Below are 16,171 nucleotides of genomic sequence, written 5' to 3'. Positions count from 1 at the left end.
GGGCGCTCCTCGCCGCCGCCCGCGCCGCGCAGGCCAGCGGAGACGGCGCCGCCGCGAAGCCTTTCGCGGTGCGCGCGCTGAAGGCCGGCCTCGACGCCAAGGACGCCGCCGAGGCGAAGCGCATCGCGGCGTTCGACGGCAAGCAGGTCGCGATGAACGATCCCTCGCCGGCGCTGAAGCGGGTCGCGAGCGGCGGCTCGAAGAAGATCCCCGCCGCGGTCTCCAGGCCGGCGCGGAAGCGCTGACGGCGCTCCCCGAGGGCCGTCCCGGCGGCCCCTAGAGGCCCTTCGGCACCCACTCACTGCGGGCTCTCCGGATTGCCAGTCGAGGCGGCGCTCCCGAGCGCGCCGGCCGCGCAAGCCTTCGGGTTGCCCCGAGCGCGGCGTGCCCGTGCTACCGCCTCCACCGCCTCGACGAAGCTCAGTAGCTGGCCGCCGCGACGACGCCTTGACGGGCACGCGCTGACGACGCTATTACTGCGACCCGTGAGGTGCTAGTTGAAATCTTCCCTCTACGGAGCCGGTGCCGAGTACGCGCTGCACTCCCTGCTCGTCCTCGCGGCGCGCTCGGAGCCGGTCAGCGTGCGTGATCTCGCGCGCTTCCAGGATCTGCCGGAGCGTTTCCTCGCGAAGCTCTTCACGCGGCTCCAGAAAGCCGGCCTCGTCGAGGCGACCGAGGGCGTGCGCGGCGGGTTCGTGCTCGCCCGCCCGCCGGCGCGGATCTCCGTGCGGGACGTGCTCGAGGCCGTGGATCCCAGCCGGACGCTGTTCGAGTGCGCCGAGATCCGGCGCCATTGCGCGCTGTTCGGCGCGGAGCCGCCGGCCTGGAGCGTCTCCGGGATGTGCCGCATCCACCTGTTCATGAGGGAGGCGGAGGGCGCGCTCCAGGGCTTCCTCGCCTCCAAGACGATCGCGGACCTGAGCCACGAGTTCGAGCGAAAGGCGCCGGAGCCGTTCCTCCGGGACGCCGAGGCATGGTTCCAGAAGCGCAGGATCGGGCGGACAGCGGCCGAGAGTGGCCGGCGCCGGGCAGCCAAGCCCCGGCAGTCCTGAGCTCGATCTTCCCTGAGTGAACGTAGACAAGGAGAGCCTCGATGAACAAGTGCATCTTTCTCGCGGGAGCGTCCGGCGCGATCGGCCGGCGCCTCGCGCCCCTCCTCGTGGCGGACGGCTGGCGGGTGGTGGGCACCACACGATCCGCCGACAAGACGCCGCTCCTGCGCGCGATGGGCGTCGAGCCGGTGGTCGTGGACGTCTTCGACGCCGTCGCGCTCCGGGAGATCGTGGCTGACGCCCGGCCCGAGGTCGTCATCCACCAGCTCACGGACCTGCCGTACGCGCTCGAGACGAGCAGGATGAACGACGCCCTCGCGCGCAACGCGCGCCTGCGGGACGAGGGCACGCGCAACCTCGTCGCCGCCGCCGTAAGCGCCGGCGCCCGGAAGCTCGTCGCCCAGAGCATCGGGTTCATCTACGCCGAGGGCCCCACGCCGCACCGCGAGGAGGATCCGCTCCTGCCGGAGACGCACCCTTTGTACGGCGGGACGGTGACCGGCGTCCTCAGCCTCGAGCGGCAGGTGCTGGAGGCGCCGCTGGAAGGCGTCGTCCTGCGCTACGGGAAGTTCTACGGGCCCGGAACGGGCTTCGATGCGCCCAGCCCCGCGGGGCCGGTGCATGTGGACGCCGCCGCGAAGGCCGCCCAGCTCGCGATCACGAGAGCGCAGCCGGGCGTCTACAACGTCGCCGAGGCGGACGGCTACGTCCACATCGAAAAGGCCCTCCGCGTCCTCGGATGGGACCCGGGCTTTCGGATGGCATAGCGGACGCGGCGCGCCGCGTCCGTGTGCTGACAGCGACGAGCTCTCGCATTCTCCGTCCTCCGCTCGTCAACGTCTCCAGCGCCCCGCCTCGACGAAGCTGTAGTAGCCGCCCGCCGCGACGATCACGTGATCGCGCGCGAGCACGCCCACGAGCTCGGCCGCGGCCCGCAGGCGCTCGGTGAGGTCCGCGTCGTCCGGGCTCGGGGAGGGGTCGCCGCTCGGGTGATTGTGCACGAACACGATCCCGTGAGCGCCCTCCCGCACCGCCGGCCGGAGCGCGTCGCGCGGGGACACCGGGCACTGCGCGAGCGAGCCCTCCGCGACCTGGACCGCGCGCAGGAGCCGGCCGCGCACGTCGAGCAGGACCACGTGGAACCCCTCCCGCTCGGCGTGCGCCGCGTGGCGAAGGAGCTCCGCGACGCGGCGGGGATCGAGGCAGCGCTCCCCGCGCCGGGGCGGCGCCCACGCGGCGCGTCGGCCGAGCTCGAACGCGGCGGCGAGGGCGGCGGCGCGGGCGAGGCCGACGCCCGGCGCGCTGGCGATCGCGTCCGGGGGCGCCCAGGCGAGCTCGGCGAGCGGCACCGCCTCTACGAGCGCGAGCGCCGCGGCGCGGGCGGAGTGCCGCGAGGTGCCGCCGCCGAGGAGGAGCGCGACGAGGTCGGCGTCGGAGAGCGCGCGCGGACCGTCGGCGAGTAGCCGGTCGCGAGGGCGATCTTGGCTCGGAACGAGCGCGTCGGAGGCGAGGGACGGCATGCGCGCGCCCGGAGCAACCGACGTGCCGGCAGGTATCGCGCTCTGGAGTGACCGGACGTTCAGGGGGAGGGGCGCGGCGCGGACGGAGCGTGCGGGAGGCGGCCTACCCTCCCGGACACGAGCGCTCGGGCTCGTGGACGCGAGGACCGGGGCGCCGTCACGTGCGGTCCGGAGGGGTGCCTCGCCCGTCGAGCCGCGTCCGGCGGCCGGCGGCGGGCAGCGCGATCAGTCCACCTTCGCCGGCGCAGGCTGCGGGGTCGCCTCCGCCTCCTTCGCGCCCTCCGCCGGCTGCTTCACCAGCTCCGCGTCGATCTCGATCCGGATCTCGTCGCCGACGACCGGCGTCGCCTCGACCATCTTGTTCCACTCGAGGCCGAAGGCCTTGCGGCTCAGCTTCGTCGTCGCGCGGACGCCCCGGCGGTCCATCCCCATGGGATCCTTCATCGCGGGCGTCAGGTCGCTCACCTCGAGCACCACCGGCCTCGTCACGCCGTGCATCGTGAGGTCGCCCGTGACCTCGTAGACCTTGCCGGCCTTCCGGACCTTCGTGGACCTGAAGGTGATGCTCGGGTACTTCGCGACGTCGAGGAAGTCCGGCGAGCGCAGGTGGGCGTCCCGCTTGTCCTCCCGGGTGTTGATGGTGTTCGCGTCGATGGTGGCCTCGACGGAGGACCTCGCCGGATCCTTCTCGTCGAGCTTCACGACGCCCGTCGTGCTCTGGAACTCGCCGCGCACGTTCGAGATCGCCAGGTGGCGCACGGTGAAGTTCGTCTGGGTGTGGGCGGGATCGACGTTCCAGGTCGTCGGCGCCGCGAAGGCGAGGGCCGGGACGAGCCCGAGGGCGAGGAGGACGTGCTTCATCGGCGCTGCTCCTTTGCGTTCATCGGCGAGGTCGACCTCGCGTCGATGTAACGCCCCTCCCCTCCGGTTCAACCGCCATCGGCGGCCCGGTGGGGGACGACCGACTAGAGCTTCACGCCGAGGCCGCCGGAGAGGCGCAGGAGCTGGTCCTGCTCGAACGACAGCTCGCCCGCGAGGAACATGGGACCGAGGTCGAGGCGCAGCCCGAGCGCCACCTGGAACCAGACGCGCCAGTCGGACGGCCGTCCCGCTCCGGCACCGAACGTGAACGCCGCCTCGAGCCCGCGCCGCGTCTGGAAGCGATTCGTGAACCGCAGGAGCGCGACGGGTGCCCAGTCCTGGCCGCCGTTCCGGATCTTGTAGGCGGAGCCCCACAGCCCGAGGTCGCCGAAGCCGAACGCGTAGGAGACCTCGCCGCCGAACGCCGAGCCGGAGTGCTTGTCGCCGCTGCCGAGATCGAACGCCTCGCCGCCCCAGGCGGTGAGGAACAGGCGCGGCCCGCCCTCGTCGTCCTCGGCCCCGCCTTCCCACCCGTACTCGTCCTGGGCGCTCGTCCGCGCGAGGCCGAGGCGGCCGGGGGAGAGCGCCGAGGCGGCGTGGGAGGAAAACGAGGAAACCGGGGCGAACTCGGTCCCGGTGGAGGCCGGAGCCGGCGCCGGAACGGCCCCTTCACTGGCGGCGTCGGCAGCGGCGAGCGCGAGCGCGAGGGTCAGGGGAGCGAGCACGCGAGGGCGATCATAGCCCCGCGCGGCGCCGGGGTTGCGTCCCGGGTGAGCCGTTCACCCTGCGGTGAGGAACCGCTCGTAGAGCTCGTACCCGCGCGCGAGGGCCTCGAGCTCCACCCACTCCCCGCGCTGATGCGCCTGGCTCGTGGCCCCCGGCCCGAGGTTCGCCGCGGGGATGCCGTGGACCGCGAGGCGCGCCACGTCGGTCCAGGCCTGCTTGGGCTCCACGCCGATCCCGGTCCGCTCGAGGAGGCGACGCACGATCGGGTGCTCCGCGTAGGCGGGGCAGGCCGGCGACAGATCGGTCAGCTCGACCTCGGCGCCGTGGCGCGCGGCGAGCCCGGTGAGCTCGGCGGCGGCGGCGTCGAGCGTCTTGTCGGGGGCGAAGCGGAAGTTGAGGTTCAGCGTGCAGCGGTCGGGGACCACGTTGCGCGCGTGGCCGCCCTCGATGCGCGTCGCGGAGAGCACCTCGCGGAACACGAGGCCGCCGCTCGTGGCCTCGCGCGGCGCGCGCCCGTGGAGCTCGGCGAGGAGCGCCCCCGCGCGGTGGACGGCGTTCTCGCCGTGCCAGGGGCGGGCCGAGTGCGCGGCGCGGCCGCGGAACGTGACGGTCGCGTGGATCGAGCCGACGCAGCCGAGCTGGAGCACGTTGTCGGTCGGCTCGAGGCAGAGCGCGAGGTCCACCCCGCCGAGGAGGCCGGGCGCGCGCAGCACGTCCTCGAGCTCGTTCTCGAGGTACGGCCCCTCCTCGCGTGCGTAGAGCACGAGGACGAGGTCGCAGAAGCGCGCCAGGCGCGGGAGCCGCTCGGCGAGCTCCATCGTCACCGCGACACCGCCCTTCATGTCGGAGGCGCCGGGCGCGACGAGGCGGCCGCCCTCGCGGCGCGGCGGGCGCCGGTCGTCGTCGTGCACCGGGACGGTGTCGAGGTGGCCGCAGAGCGCGACCGTGGGCCGCCCGGGGACGGCGTCGCCGTCCACCCGCACGACGAGCGAGTCCTTCACCCGCTCGACGCGCGGGAAGCGCACCCGCGCCCAGGCCTCGATCGCGTCGCAGAGGGCGCGCTCATGGCCGATGGGCGAGAACATCCCGCACAGCGCGGCGGTGCGCTGGGCGAGCGACTCGACGGGAGCACCGCCGGGTGCGCCTTGGAGCGTCACACCTGGACCTCGAAGTCGCGGAGCGCCTGGTTGAGCGAGACCTTCCGATCGGTGGACGGGCTGCGCCGGCCCACGATGAGCGCGCAGGGGATCTGGTAGGTGCCGGCGGGGTACTGCTTCGGGCGCGTGCCCGGGATGACCACCGAGCGCGCCGGCACGCGGCCCTTGTAGACCACCTCCTGCGCGCCGGTCACGTCGATGATCGGCGTGGACGCGGTGATGACGACGTTCGCGCCGAGCACCGCCTCCTCCTCGACCAGCACGCCCTCGACGAGGATGCAGCGGCTGCCGATGAAGGCGTTGTCCTCGATGATGTTCGGCCGCGCTCCGGGCGGCTCGAGCACGCCGCCGATGCCGACGCCGCCGGCGAGGTGCACGTTCTGGCCGACCTGCGCGCACGAGCCGACGGTGGCCCAGGTGTCCACCATCGAGTTCGCGCCGACGCGCGCGCCGATGTTCACGAAGCCGGGCATGAGCACCGCGCCCGGCTCGAGGAACGAGCCGAAGCGCGCGACGCCGCCCGGCACGAGCCGGACGCCCGCCTCCTCGAGGCCGTGCTTCAGCGGGATCTTGTCGCGCGTCTGGAAGGGCCCGAACTCCTGGGTCTCCATCCCGGTGATGCCGAAGTACAGGTTCACCGCCTGCATGAGCCAGGCGTTCACCTTCCACTCGCCGTCCACCTTCTGGGCGACGCGCAGCTCGCCGCGATCCAGGCCCTGCAGCGCCGCGAGGACCGCCGCGCGGTGCTGCGGATCGGCGAGCTTCTGCCGATCGCCGAACGCGGCCGTGACGCGCCGCTCGATCTCGTTCCAGTCGTTCATGCCCTTACCTTCCGCCAGGCCAAGATGGCCTCCTCGCACTCCTCGAGCGTCGGCACCAGCGCCACCCGCACGTACCCTTCCCCCGCGCCGAACGCCGGCCCGGGCGCCACCACGATCCCCTCGTCCAGGAGCCGCAGCGCGTACGACGCGGCGGTCTCCGCGCCGGGCACGCGCACCCACAGGTAGAGCGTGGCCTCCGACGCGTCGGCCAGGAGGCCGTGCTCGGCGAAGAACGCCAGGAACCGGTCCCGCTTCCTGCGGAAGATCTCGCGCCGCTCCGCCGGGTGCGCGTCGTCGGACCACGCCGCCGTCGCCGCCGCGGCGACGAACTCGGGCGAGGCGACGCCAGGGTGGCTCCGGAGCGCGCGCAGCACCGCGATGAGGTCCGCGTCGCCCGCGAGGAAGCCGGAGCGGTAGCCGGTCATCCCGCTCCGCTTCGAGCAGGAGTGGATCGCGACCACGTTCTCCACCTGCTCCTCGAGCATCGAGGGCGGCGGCGCGCCGAAGTAGACGTCGGCGTAGCACTCGTCGGAGGCCACCACGAAGCCGAAACGGCGAGCGGCCTCCCCCACCCGGCGCAGGTAGTCGCGCGGGGCGACCGCGCCGGTGGGGTTGTGCGGGTAGGAGATCCAGAAGACGAGCGTCTCGCGCAGCACCGCCTCGCCGACGTCCTCGGGCTCGAGGAGGAAGCGGCGCGCCGCGGTGAGCGGGACCTTCACCGGATCGAGCCCGGCGAAGCGCGCCCCGACCTCGTAGGTGGGGTAGCCCGGGTCGGGCATCACCACCTTGCGGCGCGCCGGATCGCCGGCGAACGCGAGGGGCAGGTGGAAGATCGCCTCCTTCGCCCCGGCGCAGGCGAGCACCTGCGCCTCGGGGTCCACCGTGACGCCGAAGCGGCGGGCGAGGTACCCGGCCGCGGCGCGGCGGAGGGCGGGCGTGCCGAACGCGCTCGGGTACTGCGACACCAGGGGGACCGCGGCGCGGAGCGCCTCGCGCAGGAAGGGCGGGGTCGGCTCCTTCGGATCGCCGAGCCCGAAGTCGAACAGGCGCTTCCCGGCCCGGGTGAGGGCGCGTCGCCGCTCGTCCAGCTCGACCATCAGGTTCTTGCGGACGGCGCCGAGGGCGGGGTTCTTCGGGGCGTTCTGCACGGGAGCCGCTAACAATATCGAACTCCCGGGGAGGCTGCATTATAAGCGGGCCGCATGCTGCGCTACGACGTGGTGGTCATCGGCTCGGGTCCCGCAGGCGAGAACGGCGCCATCCAGGCCTCGTTCAGCGGCAAGAAGGTCGCACTCATCGAGAAGGAGGCGGTCCCCGGCGGCGCCTCCGCCAACACCGGCACCATCCCCTCCAAGGCGCTGCGCGAGACGGCGCTCGCCATCCAGCAGGCGCGCAGCCGCGACGCCCACGGCATCGAGCTCCGCGTCTCGGGCACGGTCACCATCCCCGAGCTCATGGGCCGCCGCGGCCTCGTCACCGGCCGCGAGCACTCCCGCATCCGCAACGCCCTGAACCACGCGGGCGTGGAGCAGTTCCGCGGCGTCGCGAGCTTCGTCGACCCGCACACGATCCGGGTCTCGGTCCCGGACGGCGGCACGCAGGAGCTCCAGGCGGACGTCATCCTGCTCGCCCCCGGCACGCGCCCCTTCCACCCGCCGCAGTACCCGATCGACAACGCGCACGTCTACGACTCCGACTCGATCCTGCTCCTCGATCGCGTGCCGCGCTCCCTCGCGGTGCTGGGCGGCGGCGTCGCCGGCTGCGAGTACGCGTCGCTGTTCGCCGCGCTCGGCGTGAACGTGAAGCTCGTGGACTCGAAGGACCGGCTCCTCTCCTGGCTCGACGCGGAGATGTCGCACGCGCTCGAGGAGGTGTTCCGGTCGAGCGGCATCGACCTCCACCAGCAGACGCGGGCCGCGAAGATCGAGCCGGGCCAGAAGGACGTGCTCGTCACGCTCGAGGACGGGGGCCGCATCGTCGCGCAGAAGGTGCTCGTCGCGTCGGGCCGCGTCGGCAACGTCGAGGCGCTGAACCTCCCGGCGGCGGGGCTCCAGGCGACCGAGCGCGGGCTCCTCAAGGTGAACGCCCAGTTCCAGACCTCCGTGCCGCACATCTACGCGGCGGGCGACGTGATCGGGTTCCCCGGCCTCGCCTCGGTCTCGATGGAGCAGGGGCGCGTCGCCATGAGCCACGCCTGCGGCGGCATCCTCAAGCAGCGCGTGTCCAACATCCTGCCGATGGGCATCTACACCATCCCCGAGCTCTCGTCGGTGGGCGAGACCGAGGAGACGCTGAAGGAGCAGGGGCGCCCCTACGTCGTGGGCCGCGCCAGCCTCGCCGAGAACGCGCGGGCGAACCTCGTGGGCGAGGCGGTCGGGTTCGTGAAGCTCATCGCCGACGCCGAGAACGGCCGCATCCTGGGCGTCCACTGCATCGGGCCGCACGCCTCCGAGCTCGTCCACACCGGCGCGGCGGTGATGTCCCACAAGGGCGACCTGCAGTACTTCATCGAGGCGGTGTTCAACTACCCGACCCTCGGGGAGGCCTACAAGTACGCCGCCTACGACGCGCTCGATCGGATGCGCGAGCGGCGCGAGGGGAACGTCTGGCCGTTCGAGCGGCCGACGTCGTCGCGGTCGCAGGTGCCGTAGCGGCTCGAGGCGGCGCTGCTCCTTCGCCGGGAGTCAGTCCTCGATCTGGTCGATCGGGATGTCGAGCAGCCTTCCGTTGGGGAGCATGTTCGGCGGCACGGGCTCGCCGGCGGTCGAGCGGCGGAGCCGCTCGCAGCGCTTGAAGTCGCCGTCGCAGTAGTACGACTGCCAGACGCGGAGCGACGACTTCATCGCGAAGGCCTTGTACAGCGGACATCCCGACACGCGAGCGCAGGCCATCTCTTCCTTCCCCGGCCGCGGGCGGGCGCCGACCGCTGCGCGCCCGTCCTCGATGCCGGGCGGATTCTAGCGCTCGATCGCGCCGGCGCCGCGACCCGCGAGGCGCGGCATGGCGTCGCGATCCGCGACGAAGTGGCCGCACACACCGTGAAGCGAGCGCAGGGACTCCGCTCGGGATGCGGGTGGATCTCGGCGCGCGGGACACACGGGCGCCTGGGGCCCCACCTCACCGGAGGCGAGGGACCTACCCGAGCCGCGCCCGCGCCTGCGCGAGCGCCGCGTGCACCTGCTCGAGCGCGCGCTTCGCGGCGGAGAGCTCGTCCCGCTCGCGGCGCAGCCGATCGAGCTCGCCGGCGAGCTGATCCCGCTCGCGCGCGAGCTCGCCGACGGCGCTGCGGAGGCGCGCGCTCTCGGTGGAGCCGGCGCGGAGCTCCTCGGAGAGCCGCTCGACCTCCTCCTCGCGCTCGGCGCGGAGCCGGCCCTCCTCGTCCGCCTTGCGCGTGACCTCCTCGAGCAGGCGCGCGCGCTCCTCGTCGAGGGCGGCCATCGCCTGCGCCCGGCGGAGGGCCTCGTCGCGCTCCTCCTCGAGCGCGGTCATCTCGCCGAGGAGGTCGGTGAGCACGCCGCGCTTCTCGGCGAGCTCCGCCTCCGCCGAGACGAGCCGCTCGGTGGAGGCGCGTGCCTCGCCCGCCGCGCGGCCGAGCTCGGTGCGCGCCTCTCCGAGGTCCGCCCGCAGCGCGTCCTCGCGCTCCCGGGCCCGCACGAGCTCGACCTCGAGGTCGCGGACGAGCGCGAGCACGCTCTCGGCGGCGCGGGCTGGATCGGCCGGGACGGGATCGACGCGGGGCGTGGGCCGGGCGGCCTCGGCGACGCGGCGCTTGATCTTCTCGAGGCGGTCGCGGCGGGAGAGGACGTCGTTCGCGGGATCGGGCGAGGGGGGGCTCGCGACGGCTCCCTCCCGTGCTTCGACGGCGGAGGCGCCACGCTCCGGAGGAGCGACCGCGGGCGCCGGCACCGGCGCCGGGGTGGGGGCCGGCGCGGACCGGGTCGCGGCTCGCGCCGGGATCGCGGCGGGCAGCTCCGCCTGGACCGGCTCCTCCATCGTCATCGCGGGGCTCGCGGTCTCCTCCGCGGTCTCCTCCGCCACGGTCGCCGCCATCGACGCGCTCACCTGCGCGGCCTCCTCGGCCGCCGCGGCAATGCCGGCGTTCGCGTCGGGCGCGGCGGCGGAGACGGCGCCGTTCTTGAGGCGGGGCCGCAGCTTCGGGACGTTGGCGTCGAAGGCCTTGCGCATGGCTACGCTCCTGCCGCGCCCGCCTCGGCGAGGCCCGCGCGGATGCGCCCGAGGATCTCGTTCTGGACCGCCTCGATGTCGGTCGCGCCCTTCGAGTCCGGGTCGTACCCGAAGATCGGGCAGCCCTCGGAGGACGCCTGGGCGAACTTGGTGCACTGGCGGACGACGGAGTCGAGCAGGTAGTCCGAGTAGTGCTGGCGGAGGGCGCCGAGCGCCTCGCGCGCGATCTTGAACGTCTGGTTGTAGGCGTTCACGACGATGAAGATGTTCTCGAGCTGGTGCGAGAGGTCCTGCTCGAGCCCCTGGATGGTCTCGAACAGGAGCCGGAGCCCGTCGTAGGAGAGGAAGTCGGCGAGGACCGGGATGACGAGGTCCGAGGCCGCCATGAGCGCGTTCAGGTTGAGGAGCCCGAACGAGGGCGGCGCGTCGAGCACCACGAAGTCGTACTTGCCCGCGACGCCCTGGAGCGCGTTCCGCAGCCGGAACTCGCGGCCGGCGAGCGGCATGAGCGCGAGGTCGATGGTGCTCATGGTGAGGTTCGCCGGGACGAGCGAGAGGTTCGGCATCCCCGTCGAGACGGTGACCTCGTCGAGCGGTCGCCTGCGGATGATCACGTCCTGCAGCGTGTGGGCGAAGCTCCCGCCCTCCTTGCCGAGGCACTTCGTCGCGTGCCCCTGGCTGTCGAGGTCGATCATGAGCACGCGGTAGCCGCGCTCCGCGAGCCGGTAGGCGTAAGACGACGAGAGGCTGGTCTTGCCCGTCCCGCCCTTGAAGTTGAGGAAGAGCTGGATGCGCGGCGGGAACGGCTCGGCCGGGCGGCGCAGCTTCTCGCGCAGCACGGGGAGGTCATCGGGGGCGAACCCGTCCCTCTTCCCGAGCGCGCCTTCGACCTGCTTCGCGGTCACGCCGACGATCTCGGCGAGGCGCTTCGCGGTGTAGCGGACGTTCTCCATTCCGTTCCCCTAGCACATGAACCAGCGCGCACCGCGCTGGACGAGGGTTCCGCGAGCCGCGAGGGCGGCGAGGGCGGTGTCGATGCGGGCAGGCTCGGCCTCGAGCATGCGCGCCAGATCGGCGGCGGTGCAGCCGCGGAGCGAGGCGCGGACCTCCGAGACGATCGCGGCGCCGAGGTCGCCGCTCGCGGCGGGCGCGGCGTCGCCGTCCTCGAGGGTGGCGACGGCGATTGCGGCGCGCGCGAGGAGCGCCGCCGGCGAGGCCACCTGCACCGCGGCCGCAGGGCGAGCGGGGCCCACGACGGAAGGCCGGGCGGTCGGGGTCCCCGGCCGGGTCGCGGCAGTCTGGGCCGTGGGCCGAGCTGCGGTCGCGGTCGCGGTTGGGGCCGCGGGCCGGGTCGCGGTCGGGCTCACTGCTCGTGCCGGGGTCGTGAGCCGGGTCTCGGTCACGACGCTCGGCGCCGTGGAGGGCAGCGACGCGAGGACGGCCGCGCGGAGCTCCTCCCCTCCCATCGCCGCGAGCTTCTCCGCGATCCTGCGCGAGGTGGCGCGCCGCGCCGAGGCGGGCGCATCGGCATCCACCTTCTCCCCGGCGAGCCGGCCGAGCGCGGTCGCGGCGGCGCGGCGCACGGACGCGTCGGGGTGCTCGAGCCCCCGCGCGAGCGCGCCCTGCGCGCGGGCGGTGGGGCGGCCGGAGAGCGCTGCCGCAGCGGCGCGCGCGACGCCGCGATCCGGGTCGGAGAGCGCGGCGGCGAGGGCCTCCTCGGCGCGGCCGCCCGGGGCGAACCCGAGGAGGATCGCCGCGCGGCGGCGCACGATGGGGCTCGGATCGCCGAGCGCCGCGGAGAGCCGCTCCTCGGCGCCGTCCGCCGCGACGGCCGCGAGGGCCTCGAGCGCCGCGACGCGCACCGCCGGACGCGCGTCCTCGAGCGCGCGCGCCGCGAGGTCGGCCGCGAAGGGCTCCTTGAAGCGTGCGAGCGCGGCGAGCAGCGCGGCCTTCACCTCGGCCTCCGGCTCGCGCCCGAGCGCGGCGGCGAGCAGCGGCGCGGCCGCCTTCGAGCCGAGCGCCTCCAGCGCGCGGACGGCGCGCAGGCGGCGGCCCGCCTCGGGGGCGGAGAGATCGTCCAGGGAGCGCTCGTAGAGCGCGCGATCGGCGCGCGTGCCGAGGAGCGCCTTCATCTGGTCGCTGTCGCGCGCGGTGAGGCCCATGCGGCCGCCGGAGGCGAAGCGGTCGGCGACCATGGAAACGGACTCCGGCCCCGTCCGGCCGTCGAGGGCCTGCCGCGGCGAGGCCCTGCGCTCGGGCACGGCCTCGTGCGCCGCCGGGGCGGAGAGGTCGACTCCGGCCGTGCGGCCGAGACCGGCCGCCTCGGCGGCCGCCTTCCAGGCGCGGAGCGTCTCGATCTCGGCGCGCAGCTCGGCGATGAAGCCGGCGAGGTCCGCGCCGCCCTCCTCGGGGCCGGGCGCGCCGTCGGCGCCGGTGGCCCCGGTCAGGCGCGCGCGCTCGACGAGCCCGCCGAGGAGCCGTTCGCGCTCCTCCTGGAGCAGCCGCACGCGCTCCTCGAGCTCGTCCACCCGGGCCTGCGCGTCGCCGCGCTGGCCGCGCTCGGCCGCGAGGGCCTGCTCGAGATCGACCTCGCGCCGCCGCGCCTGGGCGGCGTCGCCGCGCGCGCGCTCCGCGGTGGTGCGCGCCGCGGCGAGCTCGCTCTCGAGCTGGGAGACGCGGCACTCGAAGAACACGATCTTCTCGAGCGCGCTGCGGAGGAACTCCTCCGGCTCGACGATGGTCTTCGCCCCTTCCACCCCGTCCATTCGCCCGCCCTGCCCCATCGCCGTCGAAGATCCCGTCCTGATCCCAGGATCTTGCGGAGATATCGCAGCTTACGAGATCGGGATCCGGGTGGCAAATTGTTGACGGCCGCGCGTTCCCGGTGATCTGGGTCGGTTCACGCTGCGTGGCCGCCGGCCGCCGTCTCGAGGCCGTGCGCGCTCGGTCCCCGCTCCTCGCGCCAGAGGAGGAACGAGAAGACGAAGCCGGCAGTGGCGAGCGCGGCGAGCATCCACATCGCCGGGAGCCAGCCCGCGGGGTGCTGCGGGGACGCGCCCGCGGCGTCGTTCGCGGCGCCGATGCCCCAGCTCATCCCTGCCCAGCCGATCTGCTGGCAGAACGTCATGAGCGCGTACGCCGAGCCGAGCCGCGCGTCGGGCACGAGGTAGGTGACCGCCGGCCACAGCACCGCCGGCACGAGCGCGAAGGAGAGGCCGAGCATCCCCATCGAGAGCTCGAGCGGCGCCCGCGTGTACGCCATGAGCAGGAACGGCGGCACGAGCAGCGCCGAGCCGATGGTCATGAGCAGCGCGCGCTTGCCGATGCGATCCGCGAGGAGCCCGAAGAGCGGCATGCCGACCATCGACACCGCGGGCAGCCAGCTCTTGAGCGTGCCGGCCTGGTCGGGCGCGACGCCGTGCGCCTGGATGAAGAACAGGTTCGCGAAGGTGCGGAACGGGAAGATGGTCGCGTAGAACGCCACGCAGAGCCCGACCACCCACCAGTAGCCGCGGCTGAAGCGGACGAGGTCCTTCCAGACGAGCTTGTCGGTGTGGCCCGCGGTCGCGACGCCGTAGCGGCGCGCCGCGCTCGTCTCGAGCGTGGCGTACACGATCGCGAAGACGAACCAGAGGAGGCCGAGCGCGGCGGCGAGGAGGAGCGGCGGCTGCCAGTCGTGGAAGAGCCCCTTCGCGAAGCTCGGTGACTTGTCGGCGGTCCACGAGCCGAGCCGGGCGATGAGGAGCTGCACCGCGAGCGCGAAGGAGATCTCCTTCCCCTTGAACCAGCGCCCGACCACGGTCGTCGCCGCGACGATGAAGAGCTCCGAGCCGACGCCGAGCACGAAGCGGCCCGCCGCCATGGCGATGGCCGGCGAGCCGGGCACGAGCGCGGGCAGGAAGGCGATGAGCGCGCTCCCCGCCGCGCCGACGGCGCCGAAGAGCACCGCGGAGCGCGCGGTGCCGAGCCGGTCGATGAGCATCCCGCCGCCGATGAGCGTGAGCAGCGCCGCGACGTTGTAGGCGGTGTCGAGGAGCCCGATCTGCTGGTCGGTGAAGTGGAGCTGCTCCTGCAGGAAGGGGGTGACCGGGTACAGCGCGTCGAAGACGTAGTAGTTCCCGAACATCGCGACGCTGCACGCGAGGAGCACGAGCCAGCGGAACGCCCCGGACGGCTTCACCGGGGCGAGGGTCTTGGCGTCGGTCATGGGCGCGCAAGATAGCGCGGACACCGGCTGCGGACCACGCCGGCGGCGAGGCCCGAGATCGGTCAGACCGTCACGTCACGGTTGGACCGGCGGAGCGGCGTCGCTCCCCTGGCCCCGGCGCTCGGCGTAGCGCCGCTCCTCGCCCGCGCCGAGCTCGCCGTCCTCCGCGCGCCAGAGGGTCGACTCGACGGGAGCCGCGGTGGATGGGGCGGGCTCGAGCGGCTGCGCGCGCGCGGCCGTCCCCGCCGCCCGCGCCGCCGCGAGCCCGGCGAAGACCGCGTGCGCCTCCGGCGGCGTCGCTACCCCCGGGAAGCCGGGCGGCGCCGGGATGCGCCAGGACGCTGGCATCTCGCCCTCCGCCAGCTCGATGAGGTCGCGATCCGTGCGCGCGATCACGAGCGCGCCGTCCCGCATGCCGCGCACCTCGTCGTAGCGGAACACGTAGTCGCTGCGGAAGAGGATCGGGAACCCCTTCGACGCGTCGAAGCCCCAGTCGTACACGTGCTTCACCCGCCCGAGGGATTTCCCCTCGAGGTCCCGCACGCGCTGCCCGACGCGGACGCCGTTCCGTTCCTTCATGAGTCACGAGGTAGGGACGGCGCACACGCCCGGCCACTCGCACGCGGGTCGCGTCGCGACGGGCGTCTCGCCGCCGCAGCGTGGATCGAGCGCCGGGCAGCCCGCCCGCTCACGCGCGCTTGATGCGCGCCGCGCGGATCTTCGTCACCTTGCGGGGGTCGCCCTCCGCGACGGTGAAGACCCAGCCTCGCCAGAAGAACCGGTCGCCCTTGGCGGGGATGGCGCCCGCGAGCGAGTTGAGGAAGCCGGCGACGGTCTCGAAGCCCTGGTCCTCCGGGACGGCGGCGGCGGCGGCGGCGTTGAACTCGGAGATGGGCGTCGCACCGAGCACCGTGAACGTGCCGTCGCCGTGCACCTCGACGCTCCGCCCCTCCTCCTGCTCGAACTCGTCGCCGATCTCGCCGACGATCTGCTCGAGCACGTCCTCGAGCGTGCAGACGCCCATGATGCCGCCGTACTCGTCCACCACGAGCGCCATGTGGAGCCGGCGGCGCTGCATCTCGCGGAGGAGCTGATCCACCGGCTTCGACCAGGGGACGAAGTGGGCCGGGCGGAGGATGTCGCGGAGCACGATGAGCTCCGGGTGGGCGAGCATCGGGACGAGGTCGCGGGCGTGGAGGACGCCGAGCACGTGATCGAGGGTCCCGCGGTAGATCGGCATCCGCGAGTGCCCCTCCTCCGCCATCATGCGGAGGATCTCGGAGACCGGCGTGTCCACGTCGAGCGCGACCAGGTCGGTGCGCGGCACCATCACGTCGCGCGCGATCTTGTCGCGGAACTCGAAGACCGCGTGGATGAGCTCCGTCGTCGTCGCGCCGCCCGCGCCGTGGGCGCGCGCGTACTCGGAGAGCGCGCGCTCCATCTCGTCGAGCGGCGGCGGCGGGTTCGAGAAGCGGGCGTTCTTGCCGGCGGCGAGGCCTACGAGCACCGCCGCCGGCCGGGCCAGGGCGCGCAGGAGGACGAACGGCGGCGCGAGGGCGAGCGCGAGGATCTCACCGTGCGCCGCGCCGAGGCCGCGCGCGCCCGCGGCGAGGGGGAGGGAGAGGAGCACCACCCCGCCGGC

At 74.0% G+C, this 16,171-nt stretch carries 17 protein-coding genes; 4 read left to right on the top strand and 13 right to left on the bottom strand.

The annotated features are described in order from the left end of the window. The 3 genes from MNZ39_RS19395 to MNZ39_RS19385 form a co-directional block, all read left to right on the top strand. The coding region (locus tag MNZ39_RS19395; RefSeq protein ID WP_242340736.1) for a hypothetical protein at positions 1-245 on the top strand (245 nt) is incomplete at its 5' end. A 252-nt stretch (positions 246-497) separates the two neighbouring features. Then, positions 498-1,052, top strand: coding sequence for an Rrf2 family transcriptional regulator (locus MNZ39_RS19390; RefSeq protein ID WP_242340735.1), 555 nt, complete (start codon positions 498-500; stop codon positions 1,050-1,052). Between the two features lie 41 nt (positions 1,053-1,093). After that, entirely contained in the window at positions 1,094-1,819 is a 726-nt protein-coding gene (locus MNZ39_RS19385; protein WP_242340734.1) for an NAD(P)-dependent oxidoreductase, read from the top strand. Between the two features lie 66 nt (positions 1,820-1,885). Here MNZ39_RS19385 and radC read toward each other — a convergent pair whose 3' ends face one another. The 6 genes from radC to dapC form a co-directional block, all read right to left on the bottom strand. Continuing rightward, on the bottom strand, positions 1,886-2,572 hold the full coding sequence (gene radC / locus MNZ39_RS19380) for a DNA repair protein RadC (RefSeq protein WP_242340733.1): 687 nt from the start codon (positions 2,570-2,572) through the stop codon (positions 1,886-1,888). Between the two features lie 225 nt (positions 2,573-2,797). Then, positions 2,798-3,433, bottom strand: a complete 636-nt coding sequence (locus tag MNZ39_RS19375) for a YceI family protein (RefSeq protein ID WP_242340732.1) — start codon at positions 3,431-3,433, stop codon at positions 2,798-2,800. A gap of 104 nt (positions 3,434-3,537) precedes the next feature. After that, entirely contained in the window at positions 3,538-4,158 is a 621-nt protein-coding gene (locus MNZ39_RS19370; RefSeq protein WP_242340731.1) for a hypothetical protein, read from the bottom strand. A 54-nt stretch (positions 4,159-4,212) separates the two neighbouring features. Further along, positions 4,213-5,316 carry a succinyl-diaminopimelate desuccinylase gene (gene dapE / locus MNZ39_RS19365; RefSeq protein ID WP_242340730.1) on the bottom strand — a complete coding sequence of 368 codons (1,104 nt, stop codon included), beginning with the start codon at positions 5,314-5,316 and terminating at the stop codon, positions 4,213-4,215. Beyond that, complete coding sequence (locus MNZ39_RS19360) at positions 5,313-6,137, bottom strand: 2,3,4,5-tetrahydropyridine-2,6-dicarboxylate N-succinyltransferase (RefSeq protein WP_242340729.1); 825 nt, start codon at positions 6,135-6,137, stop codon at positions 5,313-5,315. The genes dapE and MNZ39_RS19360 overlap by 4 nt, the downstream gene beginning before the upstream one ends. Next, entirely contained in the window at positions 6,134-7,285 is a 1,152-nt protein-coding gene (gene dapC / locus MNZ39_RS19355) for a succinyldiaminopimelate transaminase (RefSeq protein WP_242340728.1), read from the bottom strand. Before dapC ends, MNZ39_RS19360 begins: the two co-directional genes overlap by 4 nt. Positions 7,286-7,339: 54 nt before the next feature. Between dapC and sthA the strand changes: the two genes are divergently transcribed. Then, positions 7,340-8,788, top strand: coding sequence for a Si-specific NAD(P)(+) transhydrogenase (gene sthA / locus MNZ39_RS19350; RefSeq protein ID WP_242340727.1), 1,449 nt, complete (start codon positions 7,340-7,342; stop codon positions 8,786-8,788). Between the two features lie 33 nt (positions 8,789-8,821). Here the strand turns inward: sthA and MNZ39_RS19345 are convergent, their stop codons facing one another. The 7 genes from MNZ39_RS19345 to MNZ39_RS19315 form a co-directional block, all read right to left on the bottom strand. After that, complete coding sequence (locus MNZ39_RS19345; protein WP_242340726.1) at positions 8,822-9,028, bottom strand: hypothetical protein; 207 nt, start codon at positions 9,026-9,028, stop codon at positions 8,822-8,824. 244 nt (positions 9,029-9,272) lie between these two features. Further along, the gene (locus MNZ39_RS19340; protein ID WP_242340725.1) at positions 9,273-10,322 is read right to left on the bottom strand and encodes a hypothetical protein; all 1,050 of its coding nucleotides are present in this window, start codon (positions 10,320-10,322) and stop codon (positions 9,273-9,275) included. 2 nt (positions 10,323-10,324) lie between these two features. Beyond that, on the bottom strand, positions 10,325-11,275 hold the full coding sequence (locus MNZ39_RS19335; protein ID WP_242340724.1) for a ParA family protein: 951 nt from the start codon (positions 11,273-11,275) through the stop codon (positions 10,325-10,327). A gap of 9 nt (positions 11,276-11,284) precedes the next feature. Then, positions 11,285-13,087 carry a HEAT repeat domain-containing protein gene (locus MNZ39_RS19330; RefSeq protein ID WP_242340723.1) on the bottom strand — a complete coding sequence of 601 codons (1,803 nt, stop codon included), beginning with the start codon at positions 13,085-13,087 and terminating at the stop codon, positions 11,285-11,287. Positions 13,088-13,221: 134 nt separating this feature from the next. After that, entirely contained in the window at positions 13,222-14,529 is a 1,308-nt protein-coding gene (locus MNZ39_RS19325; RefSeq protein ID WP_242340722.1) for an MFS transporter, read from the bottom strand. Positions 14,530-14,604: 75 nt separating this feature from the next. Further along, positions 14,605-15,108 (bottom strand): hypothetical protein, encoded by a 504-nt coding sequence (locus MNZ39_RS19320; RefSeq protein ID WP_242340721.1) that lies wholly within the window; start codon positions 15,106-15,108, stop codon positions 14,605-14,607. A 109-nt stretch (positions 15,109-15,217) separates the two neighbouring features. Further along, a partial coding sequence (locus MNZ39_RS19315) for a hemolysin family protein (protein WP_242340720.1) occupies positions 15,218-16,171 on the bottom strand: 954 nt, incomplete at its 5' end.

The sequence above is a fragment of the Anaeromyxobacter sp. SG66 genome (genome assembly GCF_022690805.1).
Classification (GTDB): domain Bacteria; phylum Myxococcota; class Myxococcia; order Myxococcales; family Anaeromyxobacteraceae; genus Anaeromyxobacter; species Anaeromyxobacter soli.
Note: the sequence above shows the minus strand (reverse complement) of the source record. Positions and strands in the feature narration are given on the sequence as shown.